At 74.0% G+C, this 20582-nt stretch carries 17 protein-coding genes; 6 read left to right on the top strand and 11 right to left on the bottom strand.

Features of this window, described 5'->3' with window-relative positions; genetic code table 11:
* The first annotated feature begins 9 nt into the window (after nt 1–9).
* Entirely contained in the window at nt 10–1941 is a 1932-nt protein-coding gene (locus AB0946_RS06070) for a fumarate reductase/succinate dehydrogenase flavoprotein subunit (protein WP_366759392.1), read from the top strand.
* A complete protein-coding gene (locus AB0946_RS06075) occupies nt 1938–2711 on the top strand; it encodes a succinate dehydrogenase/fumarate reductase iron-sulfur subunit (protein WP_366759393.1) in 774 nt (257 codons plus the stop codon). Before AB0946_RS06070 ends, AB0946_RS06075 begins: the two co-directional genes overlap by 4 nt.
* Here AB0946_RS06075 and AB0946_RS06080 read toward each other — a convergent pair.
* A complete protein-coding gene (locus AB0946_RS06080) occupies nt 2689–3870 on the bottom strand; it encodes a hypothetical protein (protein WP_366759394.1) in 1182 nt (393 codons plus the stop codon). The two genes, AB0946_RS06075 and AB0946_RS06080, sit on opposite strands and share 23 nt — an antisense overlap.
* Nucleotides 3871–3950: 80 nt before the next feature.
* Between AB0946_RS06080 and AB0946_RS06085 the strand changes: the two genes are divergently transcribed.
* Complete coding sequence (locus AB0946_RS06085; RefSeq protein WP_366759395.1) at nt 3951–5579, top strand: hypothetical protein; 1629 nt, start codon at nt 3951–3953, stop codon at nt 5577–5579.
* 60 nt (nt 5580–5639) lie between these two features.
* Here the strand turns inward: AB0946_RS06085 and AB0946_RS06090 are convergent, their stop codons facing one another.
* The 6 genes from AB0946_RS06090 to AB0946_RS06115 all read right to left on the bottom strand — a co-directional run bounded on the left by AB0946_RS06090 (nt 5640) and on the right by AB0946_RS06115 (nt 12056).
* Nucleotides 5640–8228 (bottom strand): SpoIIE family protein phosphatase, encoded by a 2589-nt coding sequence (locus AB0946_RS06090; protein ID WP_366759396.1) that lies wholly within the window; start codon nt 8226–8228, stop codon nt 5640–5642.
* A gap of 277 nt (nt 8229–8505) precedes the next feature.
* Nucleotides 8506–8934, bottom strand: a complete 429-nt coding sequence (locus tag AB0946_RS06095; protein ID WP_366759397.1) for an ATP-binding protein — start codon at nt 8932–8934, stop codon at nt 8506–8508.
* Between the two features lie 113 nt (nt 8935–9047).
* Nucleotides 9048–9473 carry a (deoxy)nucleoside triphosphate pyrophosphohydrolase gene (locus AB0946_RS06100; RefSeq protein WP_366759399.1) on the bottom strand — a complete coding sequence of 142 codons (426 nt, stop codon included), beginning with the start codon at nt 9471–9473 and terminating at the stop codon, nt 9048–9050.
* Between the two features lie 30 nt (nt 9474–9503).
* The gene (locus tag AB0946_RS06105; RefSeq protein ID WP_366759400.1) at nt 9504–9695 is read right to left on the bottom strand and encodes an SPOR domain-containing protein; all 192 of its coding nucleotides are present in this window, start codon (nt 9693–9695) and stop codon (nt 9504–9506) included.
* A 388-nt stretch (nt 9696–10083) separates the two neighbouring features.
* Nucleotides 10084–10836 carry a GntR family transcriptional regulator gene (locus AB0946_RS06110; RefSeq protein ID WP_366759401.1) on the bottom strand — a complete coding sequence of 251 codons (753 nt, stop codon included), beginning with the start codon at nt 10834–10836 and terminating at the stop codon, nt 10084–10086.
* A gap of 149 nt (nt 10837–10985) precedes the next feature.
* Nucleotides 10986–12056 carry a DUF4190 domain-containing protein gene (locus AB0946_RS06115; protein WP_366759402.1) on the bottom strand — a complete coding sequence of 357 codons (1071 nt, stop codon included), beginning with the start codon at nt 12054–12056 and terminating at the stop codon, nt 10986–10988.
* A gap of 235 nt (nt 12057–12291) precedes the next feature.
* On the opposite strand from AB0946_RS06115, the gene AB0946_RS06120 reads away from it, so the two are divergent.
* Nucleotides 12292–13509: a serpin family protein gene (locus AB0946_RS06120; protein WP_366759403.1), complete on the top strand. Its 1218-nt coding sequence runs from the start codon at nt 12292–12294 to the stop codon at nt 13507–13509.
* Between the two features lie 446 nt (nt 13510–13955).
* Here AB0946_RS06120 and AB0946_RS06125 read toward each other — a convergent pair whose 3' ends face one another.
* Both AB0946_RS06125 and ychF read right to left on the bottom strand, forming a co-directional pair.
* Nucleotides 13956–14792 (bottom strand): isocitrate lyase/phosphoenolpyruvate mutase family protein, encoded by an 837-nt coding sequence (locus AB0946_RS06125; protein WP_366759404.1) that lies wholly within the window; start codon nt 14790–14792, stop codon nt 13956–13958.
* Between the two features lie 449 nt (nt 14793–15241).
* Nucleotides 15242–16330 (bottom strand): redox-regulated ATPase YchF, encoded by a 1089-nt coding sequence (gene ychF / locus AB0946_RS06130; protein WP_366759405.1) that lies wholly within the window; start codon nt 16328–16330, stop codon nt 15242–15244.
* A gap of 185 nt (nt 16331–16515) precedes the next feature.
* Here ychF and AB0946_RS06135 point away from each other — a divergent pair, with 185 nt between their 5' ends.
* Nucleotides 16516–17139, top strand: coding sequence for a DUF6542 domain-containing protein (locus AB0946_RS06135; protein ID WP_366759407.1), 624 nt, complete (start codon nt 16516–16518; stop codon nt 17137–17139).
* A gap of 96 nt (nt 17140–17235) precedes the next feature.
* Here the strand turns inward: AB0946_RS06135 and ppgK are convergent, their stop codons facing one another.
* Nucleotides 17236–17982, bottom strand: coding sequence for a polyphosphate--glucose phosphotransferase (gene ppgK / locus AB0946_RS06140; protein ID WP_366759409.1), 747 nt, complete (start codon nt 17980–17982; stop codon nt 17236–17238).
* Between the two features lie 29 nt (nt 17983–18011).
* Nucleotides 18012–19028 carry a 4-hydroxy-3-methylbut-2-enyl diphosphate reductase gene (locus tag AB0946_RS06145; RefSeq protein WP_366759410.1) on the bottom strand — a complete coding sequence of 339 codons (1017 nt, stop codon included), beginning with the start codon at nt 19026–19028 and terminating at the stop codon, nt 18012–18014.
* 65 nt (nt 19029–19093) lie between these two features.
* On the opposite strand from AB0946_RS06145, the gene AB0946_RS06150 reads away from it, so the two are divergent.
* Nucleotides 19094–20461, top strand: a complete 1368-nt coding sequence (locus AB0946_RS06150; RefSeq protein WP_366759411.1) for an APC family permease — start codon at nt 19094–19096, stop codon at nt 20459–20461.
* Nucleotides 20462–20582: the final 121 nt, after the last annotated feature.

Consider the following 20582-nt stretch of genomic DNA (forward strand, 5'->3'; position numbering starts at 1 on the left):
ACTGAACTGATGTCCGTGGTCGACCGGCAGGAGTGGGACGTCGTCGTGGTCGGGGCCGGGGGCGCGGGCCTGCGCGCGGCCATCGAGGCGCGCGAGCGCGGCGCCCGCACGGCCGTGATCTGCAAGTCGCTGTTCGGCAAGGCGCACACGGTGATGGCCGAGGGCGGCATCGCGGCGGCGATGGCCAACGCCAACGAGCACGACACCTGGCAGGTCCACTTCCGCGACACCATGCGCGGCGGCAAGTTCCTCAACCAGTGGCGGATGGCCGAACTGCACGCGCAGGAGGCACCGGACCGGGTCTGGGAGCTGGAGACCTGGGGCGCGCTGTTCGACCGCACGAAGGACGGCCGCATCTCGCAGCGGAACTTCGGCGGGCACGAGTACCCGCGCCTGGCCCACGTGGGCGACCGTACGGGCCTGGAGCTGATCCGCACGCTCCAGCAGAAGACCGTCGCGCTCCAGCAGGAGGACTTCCGCCGGACCGGGGACTACGAGTCCCGGCTGAAGGTCTTCCAGGAGTGCACGGTCACCCGGATCCTCAAGGACGGCGACCGCGTCTCGGGCGTGTTCGCCTACGACCGTGAGACCGGCCGCTTCTTCGTCCTCCAGGCGCCGGCCGTGGTCCTCGCGACCGGCGGCATCGGCAAGTCCTTCAAGGTCACGTCAAACTCGTGGGAGTACACGGGCGACGGGCACGCCCTGGCGCTGCTGGCCGGCGCCCCGCTGCTCAACATGGAGTTCGTGCAGTTCCACCCGACGGGGATGGTCTGGCCGCCGTCGGTGAAGGGCATCCTCGTCACCGAGTCGGTGCGCGGGGACGGCGGGGTGCTGCGGAACTCCGAGGGCAAGCGGTTCATGTTCGACTACGTCCCGGACGTCTTCAAGGAGAAGTACGCCGAGTCGGAGGAGGAGGCCGACCGGTGGTACGAGGACCCGGACGACAACCGCCGGCCGCCCGAACTCCTCCCCCGCGACGAGGTGGCCCGCGCGATCAACGCCGAGGTGAAGGCGGGCCGGGGCTCCCCGCACGGCGGGGTCTTCCTGGACGTGTCGACCCGGATGCCCGCCGAGGTGATCCGGCGCCGGCTGCCCTCCATGTACCACCAGTTCAAGGAGCTGGCGGACGTCGACATCACCGCGGAGGCGATGGAGGTCGGGCCGACCTGCCACTACGTGATGGGCGGCATCGCGGTCGACTCCGACACGGCGGCGGCACGCGGGGTGCCCGGGCTGTACGCGGCCGGTGAGGTGGCCGGCGGCATGCACGGCTCCAACCGGCTCGGCGGCAACTCCCTCTCCGACCTGCTGGTGTTCGGGCGCCGGGCCGGTTGGCACGCGGCCGAGTACGCGCGGGCGCTGGCGGACCGGCGCCCGCCCGTGGACGACGCCCAGGTCGGCACGGCGTCGGCGGAGGCGCTGCGGCCGTTCTCCGCCGGGGCGGAGGGCGAGGCGGGCCCGCCGGAGAACCCGTACACCCTGCACCAGGAACTCCAGCAGACGATGAACGACCTGGTCGGCATCATCCGCCGCGAGGGCGAGATGGAGCAGGCCCTGCACAGGCTGGCCGAGCTGCGGATGCGGGCCCGGCGGGCCGGCGTCGAGGGCCACCGCCAGTTCAACCCGGGCTGGCACCTCGCCCTGGACCTCAGGAACATGCTGCTGGTCAGCGAGTGCGTGGCCCGGGCCGCGCTGGAGCGCACCGAGTCGCGCGGCGGGCACACCCGCGAGGACCACCCCCGGATGGACCGCGCCTGGCGCAACGTGAACCTGCTGTGCACCCTCGCCGACCCCACCGGCGGCCTCGCGGCGACCGACCCGGCCCGCGGCCAGATCCGCCTCACCCGCGAGACCACCGATCCCATCCGCCCAGACCTGCTCGCCCTCTTCGAGAAGGAGGAGCTGGTCAAGTACCTCGCCGAAGAGGAGCTGTACGAGTGAGCAGCTACGAAGCCCGCTTCCAGGTGTGGCGGGGCGACGAACGGGGCGGGGACCTTCAGGACTTCACGGTCGAGGTGAACGACGGCGAGGTCGTCCTGGACATCGTCCACCGCCTCCAGGCGACCCAGGCGCCCGACCTCGCCGTGCGCTGGAACTGCAAGGCCGGCAAGTGCGGTTCGTGCTCGGCGGAGGTCAACGGCCGCCCCCGGCTGCTGTGCATGACCCGCATGTCGGTCTTCGACCGCGCCGAGACCGTCACGATCACCCCGCTGCGCGCCTTCCCGGTGATCCGGGACCTGGTGACGGACGTCGGCTTCAACTACCAGAAGGCGCGCGAGGTCCCGGCCTTCGTGCCGCCCCCCGGTCTCGGGCCCGGCGAGTACCGCATGTTCCAGGAGGACGTGGACCGCCCGCAGGAGTTCCGCAAGTGCATCGAGTGCTTCCTGTGCCAGAACACCTGCCATGTGGTGCGCGACCACGAGGAGAACAAGCAGGCGTTCGCCGGCCCGCGCTACCTGATGCGCGTCGCCGAACTCGACATGCACCCGCTGGACGCGGCCGCCGGGAGCGGCCTGGACCGCGGCCGCGCCGCCCAGGACGACCACGGCCTCGGCTACTGCAACATCACCAAGTGCTGCACCGAGGTCTGCCCCGAGGGCATCAAGATCACCGACAACGCCCTCATCCCGCTGAAGGAACGCGCGGTGGACCGCAAGTACGACCCGCTGGTCTGGCTGGGTTCCAGGATCAGGAGGCGGTCGGGGGGGTAGCCGTCCAGTCGTCCCGGTACGCCCGCCAGTCCGCCTCGGTGGCCGCGAAGTCCACGTAGAGGGCGACGCCGAAGCGGGCGCGGCCGGCGTCGGTGCGGCTCAGTCCGAGGCGGACCCCGCGCACGGCGGCCGGGACGGTCTCGGCGCGCGCCCGGTGACCGAACCGGTTCTCGTGGTAGAAGGGCAGGCCCATCAGCAGGTCGGTGCTCTCGGGGGTGACCTCCAGGGCCAGGCTGGTCTGCTGGGCCACATAACCGCCGTACAGGCTCTGCAACGGCTGCATGGTGTCGTACGACATGACGGCGATCTGGTCGACCCGGCGGGCCACCTGCCCGAAGTACCTCTGCGACCACCACTTGGGGTGGCCGGTGGTCGTGCCCCAGAAGGAGTGGAAGGCGGGCAGTGGGTCGATCTGGTGGGCGGCGACCGAGAGGACGGCGCCCCGGGCGTGGGTGAGGTCGCGCAGGTCGTCGAGGAGGGACAGGTAGTCGCGGTCGCCGGAGTGGAGCGGCTCCAGGTCGAGGTGGGTGCCCTCGAAGCCGGCGGCGAGGATCTGCCGGGCCGAGGTGACGACCGCCGCCCGGGTCGCGGCGCGCTCCAGGCGCAGGCCGTCCGGGCTCTCCGTCGCCAGCTTGTCGCCGAGCCATGCCTGGACGCGGACGCCGGGGAGTTCCCGGTGGACGGCCGCGATCAGCCGGCGGGCCTTCGGGTAGGCCGACGCCGGGAGGGTCCCGTCGTGTTCGAGCGGCCCCGCGTGGACGTACAGATCGCGGATGCCGGTGCCCCGCAGGCGGCGGGCGAGGGCCTCGACGTCCCGGTCGGTCTTCCGCCCGTCCACCCAGGCGTGCCCGAGCCAGAGGGCGTCCCGGTGCCGGGTGCGGGTGCCGGGGGCCGGATCACCCGTGTACTCGAGCCGGAGGGCCGTCTCGGCGGCGAGCAGCGGGAGCAGGAGGAGGGCGAGGAGCCCGGCGGCGACCCGGAGGAGACGGCGCGTGCGGGAGCGGGGGCGGGCGGGGGGCGCGGGCCGGGTTCCGGAGGCGTCCGGGTCGTTGTGGTCGTCCGGGCGGGGCTGCGCCTGCCGGACCGGGTCCGGCGCCGGGGGGTGCCGGTCGGTCCGGTTCCCGTCCGCCGGGATGCCGTCCGTCCGGTTCTCGTCCATTCCGTCCCCCTGTCCGCCTGGTCCCCCACCCGTATCCATCCCGCTCGCGGAGTCGTCTACCGGCCCATACGCTCCGAAACGTGTCCTCCTCCCAGTTCCGGGGCCGGCCCCGGCGGGCCACCGCGCACATACGGGTGCGGGTGGCACATGCCGTGCTGGGCACCCTGGTGGGAGCGGGGTGGCTCGTGTTGCCGGTGATGACGGTCGACGCCCGTGATCCGGTTCCCGTGGCTCCCGCCGGCGCGGTGGCGAGCGCCGCCGCCCCGCGGCCGGCCGGCGGCGCATCGACCGCCGATCTCGTGCCGCCGCTCGTCGCCGGGGTCGCGGCCGTGGCCCTGGCCGGATACGGCTGTGTGCGGCGCACCCGCCGGGCCCGGACCCGGACGACCCCGGCCGGCGTCGCGAAGCGTCCGCCCGTGGCCGCCCCGGCCGACTCCGAACGCCAGGCCCGGGCGGCACTGCGGCTGGCCGACGACTGCGTGCGGACCAGCCGGGAGGAGCTGTCCTTCGTGCGGGAACGTTTCGGGGAGCAGCGGACCGAGCCGTTCACGCACGCGGTGCGGGCCGCCGAGACGGAACTGTCGGCGGCGTTCGCGATCTGGCGGCGGTACGAGGAGGGCGTCCCCGGGGAGGCGGGCGCCCGGCGTCAGGCGCTGGTCGGGGTGATCGGGCGCTGCGCGGAGGCGGGGCGGCGGCTGGACGCGCAGGCGGAGGCGCTGGACCGGTTGCGGGGTCTCACGGCGGACGAGGAGGGGATGCGCGCGGCGCTGGAGGCGGCCGAGGAGCGGTTCCGGGAGCTGGCGGCACGGACGATGACCGCGCAGCGGACCCTGGCGGAGCTGCGGGAGCGGTACGCGCCCTCGGCCACCGGGTCCGTCACCGGGTACGTCGAACAGGCCAAGGATCTGCTGGTGTTCGCCGGCGCACGGCTGAACGAGGCCCGGCAGGCCGCCGACGTGGGCGAGACACAGCGGGCCGTATGGCAGTTGCGCGCGGGCGAGGGCGCCGTGGCCCGGACGGTGGTGCTGGTGGACGGGGTGGAGCGGCTCGCGGACCAGGTACGGGAGGCGGCCGGACTGCTGCCGGCGGCGCTGACCGGCGCCGAGGCGGAGGTGGCCGCGGCCCGGCGCGCCACGCCCACGCCGGGCGGACCCCACGTCCGGCCCGCACCCGCCGACGGGGCGCCGGCCACGGTCCGGGGGGAGACCGGGAAGACGTCGCCGCCCCCGGACGAACCGGCTGCCCGGCCGGCCCACGCCGACGCGGTGCTGGCTGCGGTCCGCGAGGAGCTGACCGGTGGGCCGTACGACCCGCTGGACGCGCTGCGCCGGATCACCCGGGCCGTCGAGCGGCTGACGGGGGTGCGGTCGGGGGTGCTGGACACGGCGGCGCTGCTCGTGGCGCGGAGTTCGGTCGCCGGGGCGGAGGAGTTCGTCGGGGTGCACCGGGGGGCGGTGGGTACGGAGGCCCGGGCGCGGCTGGCGGAGGCGGTGCGCGAGCAGGGCGCGGGCAACGCGGGGCGGGCCGACGTCGTGGCCGGGGAGGCGCGCAGGCTGGCCGACCGGGATGTCCGGGCCCACGGACCGGCAGGGGACGCGGCCGGCCTCGCCGGTGCGGTCCTGGGCGGGATCCTCCTCGCGGAGGACCCGGACGGCGGTCCCCCGCCCGCGTTCGGCGGCCCCCGGACCCGCTCCCGGCTGCACAGGTAGGACCGGCCGGACGCCCCCGGCAGCGGCGGCCTGGGGGCCAGGCGCGTGGGCGGACCGGGGTCAGAACAGGCTCAGCAGGGCCTCGGCCGGGTCGGTGAGGCCGCCCTCCGAGCCGGGCAGCGGCAACTCGAACCACACCGTCTTGCCGCGAGGCGTCCGCCGGGAGCCCCAGGCCGCGCTGAGCAGCCCGACCAGCTGGAGCCCGCGCCCGCCCTCGTCGGTGTCGCGGGCCCGGCGGCGCCGGGGCTGGACCAGGCCGGAGTCCCAGACCTCGCAGACCAGGGTGCGGTCCAGCAGCAGCCGTAGCCTGATGTCCCCCTCGCCGTACCGCAGTGCGTTCGTCACCAGCTCGCTGACCAGCAGCTCCGTCGTGTCGACCAGCGGCTCCAGGTCCCAGGAGAGCAGCTGTCCGCGGGCGTACTCCCGGGCCCGGCCCACACTGCGCGGCTCGCGCGGCAGCGTCCAGTCGCCGACGGACTCGGCGGGCAGCCCCTGCACCCGGGCCATCAGCAGGGCGATGTCGTCCTCGCCGTGGTGGGTGTCGAGGGTGTTGAGGACGTGGTCGCAGACGTCCTCCAGGGGCCGGGAGGGGTCGGTGAGGGCGCCGACGAAAGCCTGGAGCCCCTCGTCCAGCGGGTGGTCGCGGGATTCGACCAGGCCGTCCGTGTAGAGCGCGAGCAGCGCGCCCTCGGGGAGTTCGACCTCGACCTCCTCGAACGGCTCCCCGCCCACGCCCAGCGGCATGCCGGGCGGCACGTCGAGCATCAGCGCCGCCTCCCCGGGCTCGACCAGCACCGGCGGCAGGTGCCCGGCGTTGGCGAACGTGCAGCGTCGGGTGACGGAGTCGTACACGGCGTACACGCAGGTCGCGAGGTACACCTCGGAGAGGTCCGCGTCCCGGGGCTGACGGGCCGTCCGGGTCGCCTGCTGGATACCGCCGGGCGTGCCGAGGCCCCGCGCGATCTCGTCCAACGCCGAGAGCACTTCCGCCGGTTCCAGGTCCAGCAGGGCCAGCGTGCGCACGGCGGTGCGGAGTTCGCCCATCGCCACCGCCGCCCTGAGGCCCCGGCCCATGACGTCCCCGACCACCAAGGCCGTGCGGTGACCGGGGAGTTCGATGACGTCGAACCAGTCGCCGCCCACCTCCGTCGCCGCGTTGCCGGGAAGGTAGCGGCAGGCGATGTCCAGGCCGGACGCCTCGGGGTCGCCGGGCGGGAGCAGGGAGCGTTGCAGTATCAACGCCCGTTCGTGTTCCCGGCGGTACAGGCGCGCGTTGTCGATGCAGACGGCGGCCCGTGCGGCCAGTTCGACCGCGAGGTCCCGGTCGCGGTCGCCGAACGGCTCGCTGCCCTTCGTCCGGGCGAACTGCGCGAGTCCCACGACCGTGTCGTGGGCGACCATCGGCACCGCCAGCGTGGACTGCACGAGTCCGCCCTCCTCGGGGGGCACGTGCTGCGGGCGGGCGGTGCGCAGGGCGTCCGCGCAGGGCGAGGTGAACGGGAAGTGGTGGACCGCGCCCACCTCGACGCGCTTGCCGGAATGGCCGAAGGGCGCGCCGGAGACGGCGCTGGCGTAGGCGACACGGCGCAGTTCGGCGCTGCCGTCGGCGAGGCCGGGCGGGGCCTCGTCGCCGGTCAGCAGGCCCTGGTAGAGGTCGACGGTGGCGAGGTCGCAGAAGCCGGGGACGACGACGTCGAGGAGTTCGCGGGCCGTGGTCTCCAGGTCGAGGGAGTTCCCTATGCGGGCGCCGGCCTCGTTGAGCAGGGCCAGGTTGCGCCGGGCGGCGGCCGCCTCGCGCGCGGCGGCGCGACGGGAGGTGATGTCGGTGCCGAGCCAGGCGACGCCGATGGGCCGGCCGCTGCCGCTGTGCACCCGGTAGAGGTTGACCGACCAGTGCCGGCGTTCCTCGGACCCCGGGACGAAGCCGGTGACGTGCATGTCGGTGATGGACTCGCCGCTCTCCAGCACCCGCCGCAGCGTGGCCGAGACCCGCTCGGCCTCGCCGCGCGGCAGGTAGTCGTGGACTCCCTTGCCCCGGTGGTCGTCCGGGGTGCCGCCGAAGATGGAGGCGAACCGCATGTTGGCGCGGCGCACCCGCAGATCCGTGTCGATCAGCAGGAATCCGAAAGGGGATTGACCGAAAATGGCCTGCGAGGCGGCGAGGTCGGTCTCGATGTTGCGCAGCGTGCGGACGTCCACGACGATGCACACGGCCGCCTTGTCGCCCTCGGCGGTGCGCGTCGGCATGACGTACACCTCGGCCAGGCCCTCTTCACCGCGCGTGCCGTCCGGCCGGTCGGGCATCCGGAACGGCACCACCCCGGTCCACTCCCGGCCGTCGAGGATTTCGGCCATCTTCCGCTGGCCGCGCTCCCGCAGATCGGGGTCGATGAAGGCCTCTATGGGGTCCATGCCGACGGCGCGTGCGGCGGGGATGCCGAAGAGCTGCTCGGCGCGCAGGCTCCACTGGTCGACCAGCCCGCCGGGACTGATGGAGAAGGACGCGACCTTGATGTAGTCGTAGATGGAACCGGGCGGACTGCTCTGCCACATGGCGTCACCAGGTGCCGCGGCGGCCTCCGCGGCCTGCCTCCTCGCGCCGTCCGACGGGTCCTCGGACTCCGTGGCCTTCGCTGGTATCTCGCTCACGCGAACCGTCCCCTCCAGCTCACCGCGTCCGGCACCGGTCACCGGGGGCGGCTGCCCGCAGTATCCAGCACTACGGCGCCGCACAACACGGTGTTCACGATCACAGCACGGCCCAGGTACTTTTCGGACCGGTCCGTGACAACACTTCCACTCTTCTAACCAGGGAACACACCGCCGAACCACCCACCGCGGGACCACGTGCGCCCCCGGCGCGCACGATGGACGGCACGCCGTCGGCTGTACACCCCCGTGCCCCTGCGCGTGCCGTGCCGAGCCGTCACCCGGGCACCGCCAGTTCGAACCAGACGGTCTTTCCGTTCGCGGCGGGCCGGGTGCCCCAGCTCAGCGAGGAGCCGGCGACCAGCTGAAGGCCGCGTCCGCTCTCGTCCTCGGGGTGCGCGACGCGTTCGCGCGGCAGGTCGGGGAGCGGGTCGGAGACCTCTACGCGCAGCGTGCCGTCGAGTCCGGCCGGGCGGACGAGCCGTACGCCGATGGGACCGGTGGCGTGCCGCAGCGAGTTGGTGACCAGCTCGCTGACCAGCAGTGCGGCGAGGTCGGCGACGCAGTCCAGGTGCCAGCCGTGCAGCTTCGACCGGACCGCCGCGCGGGCGCTGCGCACGGCGCCCGGTTCGGCGGGAAACGTCCACTCGGCGCAGTCGCCATCGGTGTCGATCACGCCGATCACTTCCCAGGCCAGCGAGCCCACCCATGTCCGGTTTCATGGGGTTAATGGGCACATACCCGATATCCGGGCGGCAGTACCGCGCGAGAGGGCGCACTGTGGCACGAACGGGCGCGTCCCGCCAGGGGGCCGTGCGCCTACACCCCGTGCCCGATCACGGCCATCGCCTCCCGGACCGCCGGGACGTCCTGGTCGAGCCAGTCGACCTCCCAGATCCGGTCCGGCGTCAGCCAGCGCAGCTCGTCGTGGTCCTGGAGGGGCCGGGGCGGGGGCGAGCCGGGGCGCAGACGCACGGTCCACACCTGGAGGACGTACGGCGTCCGCAGCGGCCACTCGCCGGGCACGCGGTCGACCGGCTCGGCGTCGACGCCCAGTTCCTCGCGCAGTTCGCGCACCAGCGCGTCCTCGGGTCGCTCCCCCGTCTCGACCTTGCCACCGGGCAGCTCCCAGCGTCCGGCCAGGTCGGCGGGTGCGCTGCGGCGCGCGGCCAGCAGTCTGCCGCCGTCGAGCAGGGCGGCCCCCACCACCACGGTCCGTTCCGCCCCGGGAGTCGTACGCGTCATGGAGCGGAGCCTACGGGAGCGCGCGACCGGTCAGTTCTGCGCGCCGTCCCCGTTCTGGCCGATGCGCTCGACCCAGTAGAGCTGCTTGTGCCCCCGGTCGTCGAGGCTGTCGGCGATCTGCTGGGCCTCGGCGCGGGTCGCGTACCGGCCGACGCGGTAGCGATTGCCGTTGTCGTCCTGCCGTATCACGATCCAGGGCAGGGACACCGTGCCCTCACTCATGGCCCCCACCGCCCGCGTTCCTTCTCGCACCGCCCCGCCCTCCCCCGGGCCCGGGCCCCCGCCGGGCCCCGTCTAAGGAAACCGCAATCCGCATATGCCCGAGCGTACGCCCAACCTTCACGCTGCGAATACGCCTTTTCACAAAGAGGTACGCATCGAGCCAGAACGCCGGGGGCGCACGGGGCCGAACGCGCCGTCGGCAGCACGGCCGTCCCGGGTCGCGGGCGCGCCGGAGGCACCCTGGACCACCTGCGAGAAAGGCCGGATCGCGGCGGCTCGCGCGGCGGCGCCGGAGGCGGCACGGAACCGCTGACGGCAAGGGCGGCGCATCGGGATGTGCGCTACCTCACGCCGAGGGGCGCGCGGACGACGGGCCGGAGGGGGGCGTTCACCGGACGGGCAGGTGGTAGGCGACCCGGTAGCGGTCGGCCGGGATGACCACGTCGGCGGTCTCCACCGGGCGCCCGGAGGCGAAGTAGGTGCGCTGGACGACGAGGACCACGTGCCCGGGGACGCCGCCGAGCAGGTGCAGCTCCTCGGCGAGGCCGGGGCGGGCGCCGACCTCCTCGGTGACGTTGTCCACGATGACGTCGATGGCCCGCATGCGCTCGACCACGCCCATCCCGCCGAGCGGCCCCTCCTCGGGGAGCATCACCGGGGTGCGGCCGGTGACGGCGAGGGGTTCCCAGGAGGTGGAGAGCATCATGGGCTCGCCGCCCTCCCGGAACAGGTACTTGGTGCGCATGACCCGGTCGCCGGCCTGGATCGCGAGCCGCTCGGCGATGGCCGCGCCGGCCCGGGTCTGCTCGCTGCTGGACTCCCACGTGCCGCGCACCGAGGCGTCGGACTGCTCCTGGCGGAACGGGGTGGCACCGCCGGCCGGGCGGTATCCGGAGCGGGCGACCCGCCGGGGCACGGGCCGCTCGCGCACGTACGTCCCCGAGCCGGAGCGGCCCTCGACCAGCCCCTCGGCCATCAGCACCTTGCGGGCCTCCAGCGCGACCGTGTCCGAGACGCCGTACTCCTCGCGGATGCGGGCCTGCGAGGGGAGGCGGGTGTGGGGTGGCAGTGAACCGTCGACGATCTTCTTGCGGAGATCACCCGCGACACGCAGGTACGCCGGCTGCTCACCGAAAGTCACTGGCCGCTCCCATCAGGTTGTACAGACAGCAACAGCCTGGCAACCGTGGGTTGAGCCGTGCAAGCGGAGGCCAGAGAATCACTCGATGTGATGACAAAGGCCTGGGGAGGGCTTCACCCAGGCACTTTCTGCCCCGTGCGGGCCCGCTCTCACACCTGGACGCTCGCATCGGATCCGTCGTCGCCGGCCGGCACGGTGGTGGCGAGCCCCAGGGCCCTGCGCGCGGCGACGCCCCGGGACGGGTCGATGAGGCCGATGCCGGTGTCGTAGTACTCGTAGAAGGCGTCCGCGTCCCCGGCCTGCGCGGCCTTCGCCCACTGCGCGCGCGCCTTGTCCAGGCCGGCGGCGAGCGCGGTCACGGGCCCGCGGGCGCCGGCGGGCCAGTCGTGCGCGCGCAGCATCCGGGCCTGTTCGCCCAGCGCGGCCGACACCCGGCCCGCCCATGCCTTGTGCCCCGGCAGGTCGTCCTCGACGTACTCCCCGTCAGGAGCGGTGTCCAGGGCGGCGTTGAGGACGTGAGCGGCCCTCAGATAGGCGACCTGGTCGGCGTCGAGGACGGTCTCGTCGTTGCGCAGCGACCCGGTCAGGTCCTCCCCCTCGACGGTGTTGCCGAACACGCAGGTGATCTCGCGGTCCCCGGCGGCCCAGCTGTCCTCGGTCGGCGTCAGGTAGTACACGTCGACGTCCCGCGGGACCGCCCAGCCGTCCATCGCGTAGCCGTCCTTGAGGCTCCAGCAGCGCTCGTCGGCGGTGTCGGCGACCGCGTCGTCGCCCGGGTAGGAGCCGCCGGGGAGCGTGACGGTCGCGAACACCTCGCCGTCGTGCGCGCCGGCGCAGGGGACCTCGTCCACGTCGTAGGTGTCACCGCTGAGCGTGCCCCCCGGCGTGTCGAAGCACTCGCCCTCGGCCGGCGCGAGCGTCCTCCCGCCGCGTGCGCCGTCCTCGAACCCGTGCCACAGCGCCGAGGCGCCACCCGTCGCGAGCAGCAGCGCCCACAGCACGAGCCCGACCCCGGACAGCGCCGCGCCGCCCACGGCCAGCCCCGTGCCGCGCTCGCCGCGCCGGCGGATCTGGCGCAGCCCGGCCAGCCCGAGCACCAGCCCCACCCCGGGCAGGCAGCACAGCACCCCGAACACCAGGGAGGCGATGGCGAGGCCGTTGACCGGCGCCGGGTGGTTGTAGGGGTGGTAGCCCTGCGCCCACGGCTGATAGGCGGGCAACCCGGGTGAGCCGCCCGGCTGTTGAGGGTACGGCGGCGGTCCGTACGGCTCCGGCGGCTGCGGCCGGGGTGGCTGGAACGGCTCCCGCGGCTGGTGGGGGCCGGAGGGCGGGGGGAGGGACACCGGTACCGTGCTCCTGGATCGGGCGGCGTCGGCACAGGGGACCGGCGGCCGGCCGGCGGCTGGACGGACGTACGACTGGCCGCATGGTAAGCGTGACCGGAACGGGGGCGTAATGCGGGTGGGGACGAGCACGGTGGCCGGGGAGGCCGTCCGACGGGTGAACGGGCTGACGGCCCGGTGGGCGCAGGCCCTGGACGGCGAGGGCACGGTGTTCTCCGCGCCGGGTGTGTGGCCGCTGCTGGCCTTCCTGGCCGACGGCGCGGCGGGCCCGGCGCGGGCGGAACTGGCCGGCGCGCTGGGCGTGCCCGCCGAGCAGGCGGCCGGTGCCGCGCGGGAGTTGCTCGCCGGGCTGGCGGGGATCGCCGGTCTGGACGCGGCGCTCGGCCTGTGGACGTACCACGGGCTGGCCCTGCGGGAGGAGTGGCGGACCGGACTGCCCGCCGGGACCCACGGGGTGTTCGGCGACGACCTCGTCACCGCGCAGGAACGGCTGGACGCCTGGGCGGCCGAGCGGACCGGCGGGCTGGTCGAGCGCATGCCGGTGACGCTGACCCGGGAGGCGCGGATGGTGCTGGCCGGCGCCCTCGCGCTGCGCACCGAGTGGCGGCAGCCGTTCGAGGAGCGGCCGCTGCGGCCCGGCTCCGGCCCCTGGCAGGGCCGCACCCTGCGCGGACTGCACCGGCGCAGCGTGCGGCCGGACCGGGTGGGCGTGACGGGCACGCCGGGCGGCTTCGTCACCGCGCTGACGGTGCCCGGGGACAACGGCGTCGACGTGCACCTGGTGCTGGGCGAGGAGCGGATGACGCCGGGTCAGGTGCTGGCGGCCGGGGTGGGGATCGTGGAGCGCGGTCTGCCGCTGACCGGGGGCGGCGCGCTCCCGCACGGGCACGTGGGTCCCGGTCTGCACGTGGAGCAGCAGCCGGCGACCGCGCCGCAGCCGACGACGCTGGACGTCACGACGGTGGCGTACGAGGTACGGGCCGACCACGATCTTCTCGCCCTGCCGGGCCTGTTCGGCCTCGGCACGGCGACGGACACCGCGACCGGTCACTTCCCGGGGGTGAGCCCTCACCCGCTGGCCGTCGGCGAGGCCCGCCAGTCGGCCGTGGCCCAGTTCGGCGCGCTCGGCTTCCGGGCGGCGGCGGTGACGGCGGTCATGCCGGTGCCGGCCGGCGGGGTCCCGCAGTACCGCTACGAGACGACGGTCGTCCGCGTCACCTTCGACCGTCCCTTCGCCTTCCTGGCCACCGACCGCGAGTCCCGCCTGGTACTGGCGGCGGGCTGGGTGACGGAACCGGCGCCGTACCCGGTGCCGGCCGCCGTCGGCTGACACGGCTCGGCCCTCCTGCCGGCAGCGGAGCGCGAGCGGGGCCCGGACGGGGACGTAACGGGGGGTGGGGCTGAACGCGGCCGGGCCCCGGAGGCGGACCGGGGCCCATGCCCCGCGGAAGGCGGATCGGTCCGGGGTGCCGCGACGGCGGTGGCGCTCGGGCCGGGCACAGCGGCTCCGCGGGAGGCGGTGGCCGCACCGGCCCACCGGGCACCAGGTGGCCGCATGAGCGGCCCGCCGGGTGACCGGCCGTCCGGTGCGGCCGGTCGCGCGACCGGGCGGCGGCGGTCCGCAGAGCCGGAGCCGGCTGGACCGGAGCCCCGGGATCCGCCGCGACCCGCTCGGCATCGAGCCTCCGCGGCACCGGCAGCACGCGTGTCGGCCGCGGAGGGGCCGAGCGGGCTCGCGGTGCCGGTGCGGCCGGCGCCTGCCCCCTCCCGCCGGGCTCAGGCGCCGAAGAGGCCGTTCATCTGGGAGTAGTCCAGCGCGCCGGTGAGTTCCTCGTAGGTGCCGGGGCCGAGGAGTTCCAGGGTGGCGCGGCGGGCCGCCGTGTACGCGGCCTGGGCGACCGCGGTGCCGACGCTGACGCGGCGCACCCCGGCCTTGGCCAGCTCGGCCACGCCGGGTCCGCCGGGGCCGGCCATGGCGTTCACCGGCAGCGGGGAGCGGGCGGTCAGCTCGCCGAGGACGGCCAGGTCCAGCAGGCCGGGCACGAAGAGGCCGTCCGCACCCGCCCGCTCGTAGGCGGCGGCGCGCGTCAGCACGTCCTCCAGCCGGCCGGACTCCTCGCCGATGCCGAACAGGTACACGTCCGTACGGGCGTTGATCACCAGCTCGGGCAGGCCCGCCCCGGTCGCGGCGGCGCGCGCCGCCGCGATCCGCTCGGCCTGCTCCTCGGCAGTGAACAGCGGGCCGCCGGGGGCCTGGGAGTCCTCCAGGTTGACGCCCACCGCTCCCGCGGCGACCACGGCCGTGACCGTCTTCGCCACCTCGTCCGGGGCCGCGCCGTAACCGCCCTCGACGTCCACGGTCACCGGGACGTCGACCGCGGCGGCGATCCGCGCGGCGGCCGCGAGCATCTCGTCCCGGCGGGCCTGCTCGCCGTCGCCCCTGCCGAGGGACCAGGCGACACCACCGCTGGTGGTGGCGATCGCCCGGGCGCCGGCGGCGGCCATCACGGCGGCACTGCCCGCGTCCCAGGCGTTGGGCAACACGAGGACGGACTCGGAGCCGAGCGCGCGCAGCCGCCGCGCCCTGGCCCTGGTGCTCTGGTCGACTGTCATGGTTCGCGGTGCCTTTCGTGGTCGGCACAGCCCTGTGCCGGCGGTTCGGGTGACGATCGCGAACGGATCGTCGCACAGGAGTTCGGAACGGGGGCGGTATTCGGACGACTGGCCTGCGGCCGGCCGTGCGGCGGGTGAGGACGAGTACCGAGGCCCGTGGCCCAGGCCCGGACGCTGCGCGGGTGGCGGGCCGCCGCCGCACCCCACTCGACGAACCGACCGGCGTCTACGCGCCTGCGGGCATCTTCCGGGGCATCCTGAAGCGCCCTGTGCTAACCCCGTCGGGGAGCGACCGGGGGCCGGCACCTGGTCGGACGGGAACGCGGAAGAGGCCGGGCTCGCCAGAACCCAGCCCCCTGTGACCTCGACGAAGGGGTTGACTCCCGGTGGAGTCAACCCCTTCTGACCTGCATGCTGCCACGTCGGCGACGTGGTGTTGTTTCATCCGCTCACACGTTGAAGCGGAACTCCACCACGTCCCCGTCCTGCATCACGTAGTCCTTGCCCTCCATGCGCGCCTTGCCCTTGGCGCGGGCCTCGGCGACCGAGCCGGTCTCGACCAGGTCGTCGAAGGAGATGACCTCGGCCTTGATGAAGCCCTTCTGGAAGTCGGTGTGGATGACACCGGCCGCCTCGGGGGCCGTCGCGCCCTTCTTGATGGTCCAGGCGCGGGACTCCTTGGGGCCCGCGGTCAGGTACGTCTGCAGGCCGAGGGTGTCGAAGCCGACGCGGGCGAGGGTGGCGAGGCCGGGCTCGTCCTGGCCGACGGACTGGAGGAGCTCCAGGGCCTCCTCCTCGTCCAGCTCGGCGAGGTCGGCCTCCAGCTTGGCGTTGAGGAAGATCGCCTCGGCGGGGGCGACCAGCTCGCGCTGCTCGTCCTTGAACTCCTCGTCCACCAGCTCGTCCTCGTCCACGTTGAAGACGTAGAGGAAGGGCTTGGTGGTGAGCAGGTGCAGGTCGTGCAGGAGCTCGGCGCGCTCGCTGCCCTGGACGATGCCGTGCGCGAAGAGCGTGTCGCCCTTCTCCAGGATCTCCTTGGCCTCCTCGACGGCCTTGACCTTGGGCGCGATGTCCTTCTTGATCCGGGACTCCTTCTGGAGCCGGGGCAGGACCTTCTCGATGGTCTGGAGGTCGGCGAGGATCAGCTCGGTGTTGATCGTCTCGATGTCGTCCTTCGGCGAGACCTTGCCGTCGACGTGGACGACGTTCTCGTCCTTGAAGGCGCGGATGACCTGGCAGATCGCGTCGGACTCGCGGATGTTCGCGAGGAACTTGTTGCCCAGGCCCTCGCCCTCCGAGGCACCGCGCACGATGCCGGCGATGTCGACGAAGTCGACCGTGGCCGGAAGGATGCGCTCGGACTTGAAGATCGAGGCGAGCTTGGCGAGGCGGCCGTCGGGCACGCCGACGACGCCGACGTTCGGCTCGATCGTGGCGAACGGGTAGTTGGCCGCCAGCACGTCGTTCTTGGTCAGGGCGTTGAACAGGGTCGACTTGCCGACATTGGGCAGGCCGACGATTCCGATCGTGAGCGACACGTTGCGACTTCCCGTAGTTGAGTGGGCCAGGGGCTGCCAGGGGCCAGAGACCGACACTGGCCGATCCACCAGTTTACGGCGTCCGGCCCGCCCGCCTCACGACAGCGGTGATCGTCCGGCCAAGCTCCGGCCATCGGCGTGTCTCACGGCCGATTCGGCACATAAACAGACCTAGGTTGGTCCCTGTGGAGCAATACGGATCGCGACACCCGAACGACGGACCGCGACGCGGCACGCCCCCGTCCGCCCCGCTGCCGGCGCAGGGACGGCGCCCGGTGAGCGGCGAGCGCGGGCCCGGCGGTGCCCGGCGCGGGCAAGGCGGTCTGCGCCGGCCCGCCCGGGGCGGTGTGCGCCGGCCCGGGCCGGGCGGCGGGCCGGCCGCGCGCCCGGTGCGGGAAGCGCGGCCCGCCGCGGCGGAGGGCCGGCTGCCCAATCCGCGGCTGACCGGGCTCGGCAGCGGGCTGTTCTGCCTCGCGGCCATGTTCCTGCTCGGCTGGCTGGACCAGCTGCTGTTCGGCGCCTCCCCGACGGTCTACGGCGTGCTGTTCCTGCCGGTGTGCGTGCTGACCGCGCTGTGGGTGCGCGGCGGGGACGTGCTGACGGCGCCCGTCGTCGTACCGATCGCGTTCGCCGTCGGGCTGATGCCGGTCGCCGAGGGCGGCGGGGGGCTGCTCGGCAGCCTGATGGGGCTGCTCACCGGGCTCGCCACCCAGGCGGGCTGGCTGTACGCGGGAACGCTCGCCGCCGGGGTGATCGTGCTCGTCCGCCGGGTGCGGTGGGTACGGCGCCGCCGACACCACCCGGGCTGACGCCGGAGTGCCGGCAGCTGTCCCGGCCGACACCGGAGCGCCGCCCTCCCCCCACCGGCGGCGCGCCGCACCACGGCCGGCGCCGGCCGTGGGGTCCTAGCCGCGCTGGGCCGCTCTCATCGCCGCGCCCACGATCCCCGCGTTGTTCTGCAGCTGGGCGGGGACGATCTCGGCCTTGACGCCCTCGATGAGGTGCAGGAACTTGTTCGCCTTGCGGCTGACCCCGCCGCCGATGATGAACAGCTCCGGCGAGAACAGCATCTCCACGTGGGCCAGGTACTTCTGGACGCGGTGCGCCCACTGCTCCCAGCTGAGGTCGTGGTCCTCCTTGACCTTGCTGGAGGCGCGCTTCTCGGCGTCGTGGCCGTCCAGTTCCAGGTGGCCCAGCTCGGTGTTGGGGAGGAGGACGCCGTCCACGAAGACGGCGCTGCCGATGCCCGTGCCGAAGGTGAGCAGGACGACCGTGCCCTTGCGGTCCCGGCCGGCGCCGAACTCCATCTCGGCGACGCCCGCCGCGTCCGCGTCGTTGACCACGGTCACCGGCAGGCCGCCGAGCCGGCCGCTGAACAACGCGCGCGCGTCCGTGTCGATCCAGCTCTTGTCGACGTTCGCCGCCGTACGGACCGTGGCCCCGCCGGTGACCACGCCGGGGAAGGTCAGGCCGACCGGGCCCGTCCACCCGAAGTGGTCCACCACCTGTTTGACCCCGTCCGCCACGCCCTCGGGCGTCGCCGGGTGCGGGGTGAGCACCTTGCAGCGCTCCTGGGCCAGGTCGCCCCGGTCCAGATCCACTGGGGCGCCCTTGATGCCGGATCCGCCGATGTCCACGCCGAAGATCTGCATGGCACCACGTTACGACGGACCACCGACGGTCACGCCACGGAGGTGCCGCTCCCGCCGCGCTCGGCGACCAGCGCCGCCGCCTCCTCGCGCAGGTCGCGGCGGAGTTCCTTGGGCAGCGAGAAGGTGATCGACTCCTCGGCGGCCTTGACGATCTCCACGTCGCCGTAGCCGCGCTCGGCGAGCCACTGCAGGACCTGCTCGACCAGCACGTCGGGCACGGAGGCGCCGGAGGTGACGCCGACGGTCGTCACGCCCTCCAGCCAGGCCTCGTCGATCTCGTCGGCGAAGTCCACCAGGTACGCCTCGCGGGCGCCGGCGAGCTTGGCGACCTCGACCAGCCGCTTGGAGTTGGAGGAGTTGCGCGAGCCGACGACGATGACCAGCTCGGCCTCGGCGCCCATCTGCTTCACGGCGAGCTGCCGGTTCTGCGTGGCGTAGCAGATGTCGTCGCTGGGCGGGGAGACGAGGCCCGGGAACTTCGTCTTCAGGGCGTCGACGGTCTCCATGGTCTCGTCCACGGAGAGGGTGGTCTGGGAGAGCCAGACGACCTTGGACGGGTCGCGGACCTCGACCTTGGCGACGTCCTCGGGTCCGTCGACGAGCTGGATGTGGTCGGGGGCCTCGCCGGAGGTGCCGATGACCTCCTCGTGGCCCTCGTGGCCGATCAGGAGGATGTCGTAGTCCTCGTTGGCATACCGGACGGCTTCCTTGTGGACCTTGGTGACCAGGGGGCAGGTGGCGTCGATGGTGGCGAGCCGGCCCTGGCGGGCCTCCTCGTGCACGACGGGGGCGACGCCGTGCGCGGAGAACATGACGATGTTGCCGGGCGGCACCTCCTCCGTGCGCTCGACGAAGATCGCGCCCTTCTTCTCCAGGGTCTGCACGACGTACTTGTTGTGGACGATCTCGTGCCGGACGTAGATCGGGGCCCCGTACTGTTCCAGGGCCTTCTCGACGGCGATCACGGCGCGGTCCACGCCGGCGCAGTAACCCCGGGGGGCGGCGAGCAGGACACGGCGGCCAGAGGAAGCGGTCATGCGTCCCATCGTAAGGCCGCGTCCGGGGCGCGGAGATCGCGTGCCCACCGGTCGCACGGGGAAGACTCGGGCGTATGTCCGACACCGGAACGACAGCCTCCGCCACCGGCGCGCACCAGCGGTTGCGGCGCGGCCTCGGCTTCCGTGACCTCGTGGTCTACGGGCTGCTGTTCATCGCGCCGATGGCACCGGTCGGGGTGTTCGGCACGCTCGACGCGAAGTCGCACGGCGCGGTGGCGCTGGTGTACGTGGTGGCCACGGTCGCCATGGCGTTCACCGCTTTCAGCTACGCCCAGATGGTGCGGGTCGTCCCGCGGGCCGGGTCTGTCTTCGCCTACGCGCGCGCGGGGCTCGGGAACGGGGCCGGGTTCGTCGCGGGCTGGATGGCGATGCTCGACTACGTGCTCATCCCCGCGGTGGCCTACCTCTTCTCCGGCATCGCGATGAACGCGCTGGTCCCCGGGGTGTCCCGGTGGGTGTGGACGGCGCTGGCCGTGGTCGTCACCACCCTCCTCAACCTGTGGGGCGTACGGGCCGCCGCGCGCGTGGGCTTCGTCGTGCTGGCCCTGGAGATCGTGGTCCTGCTGGTGTTCGTGGTGTCGGCGGTCCTGGTGCTGGCGCGGGACGGGGCGCAGCGGGGGGTGCTGTCGCCGCTGTCCGGGGACGGCACGCAGGGCGCCTTCGCGCTGTCGGCGGTGATCGGCGCGGTGTCGGTGGCGGTCCTGTCCTACCTGGGCTTCGACGCGATCGCCACGTTCGCCGAGGAGGTCACCGGGGGCTCGGAGAAGGTGGCGCGGGCGCTGCTGTTCTGCCTGGCGCTGGCCGGGGTGCTGTTCGTGGCGCAGACGTACCTGGTCGCGCTGCTGGAGCCGGCGACGTCCGCGCGGCTCGCCCGCGATCCCGGGGCGCAGGGTGCGGCCTTCTACGACGCGGTGGACTCCGCCGTCGGGACGTGGCTGCACGATCTGGTGGCCGCGAGCAAGGCGGTCGGGGCGGCGTTCGCGGCGCTGGCCGGGCAGGCGGCGGCCGGGCGGCTGCTGTTCGCGATGGGCCGCGACCGGCGGTTGCCGCGGGCCCTGTCCCGGACGGATGGCGGTGTGCCCCGGGTGGCTCTGCTGTGCGCGGCGGTGGTCACGCTGGTCGCGGCCGGGTGGGCGGCGCGCCGGGACGACGGGCTGGACAAGCTGGTGTCGGTGGTCGACATCGGGGCCCTGTCCGCGTTCACGCTGCTGCACGCGAGCGTGGTGGGGTACTTCGTGGCGCGGCACGGGCGGTGGAGCTGGTGGCGGCACCTACTGGTCCCGCTGCTCGGCGCGGCGATCACGGTGGCGGTCATCGTGGAGGCGGCGGGGGTGGCGCAGGTGGTCGGTGCCGTGTGGCTGGCCATCGGCCTGCTGGTGCTGGTGGGGCAGCGGGGACGGCGGGACGTTCCCGGCGGCTGAGCCGCGGCGCGATGCGCGCGCGGCCCGCCGGCTCCCCCGGGGGCGCGGGGAGCTGCGCGCCCGGCCACACACCCGCCCGCGCCCGCCCCGCACACCCGCCCGCGCCCGGTGACGCACCTGG

Origin of the sequence: Streptomyces sp. NPDC046870 (assembly GCF_040704595.1) — a bacterium.
GTDB lineage: Bacteria > Actinomycetota > Actinomycetes > Streptomycetales > Streptomycetaceae > Streptomyces > Streptomyces argyrophylli.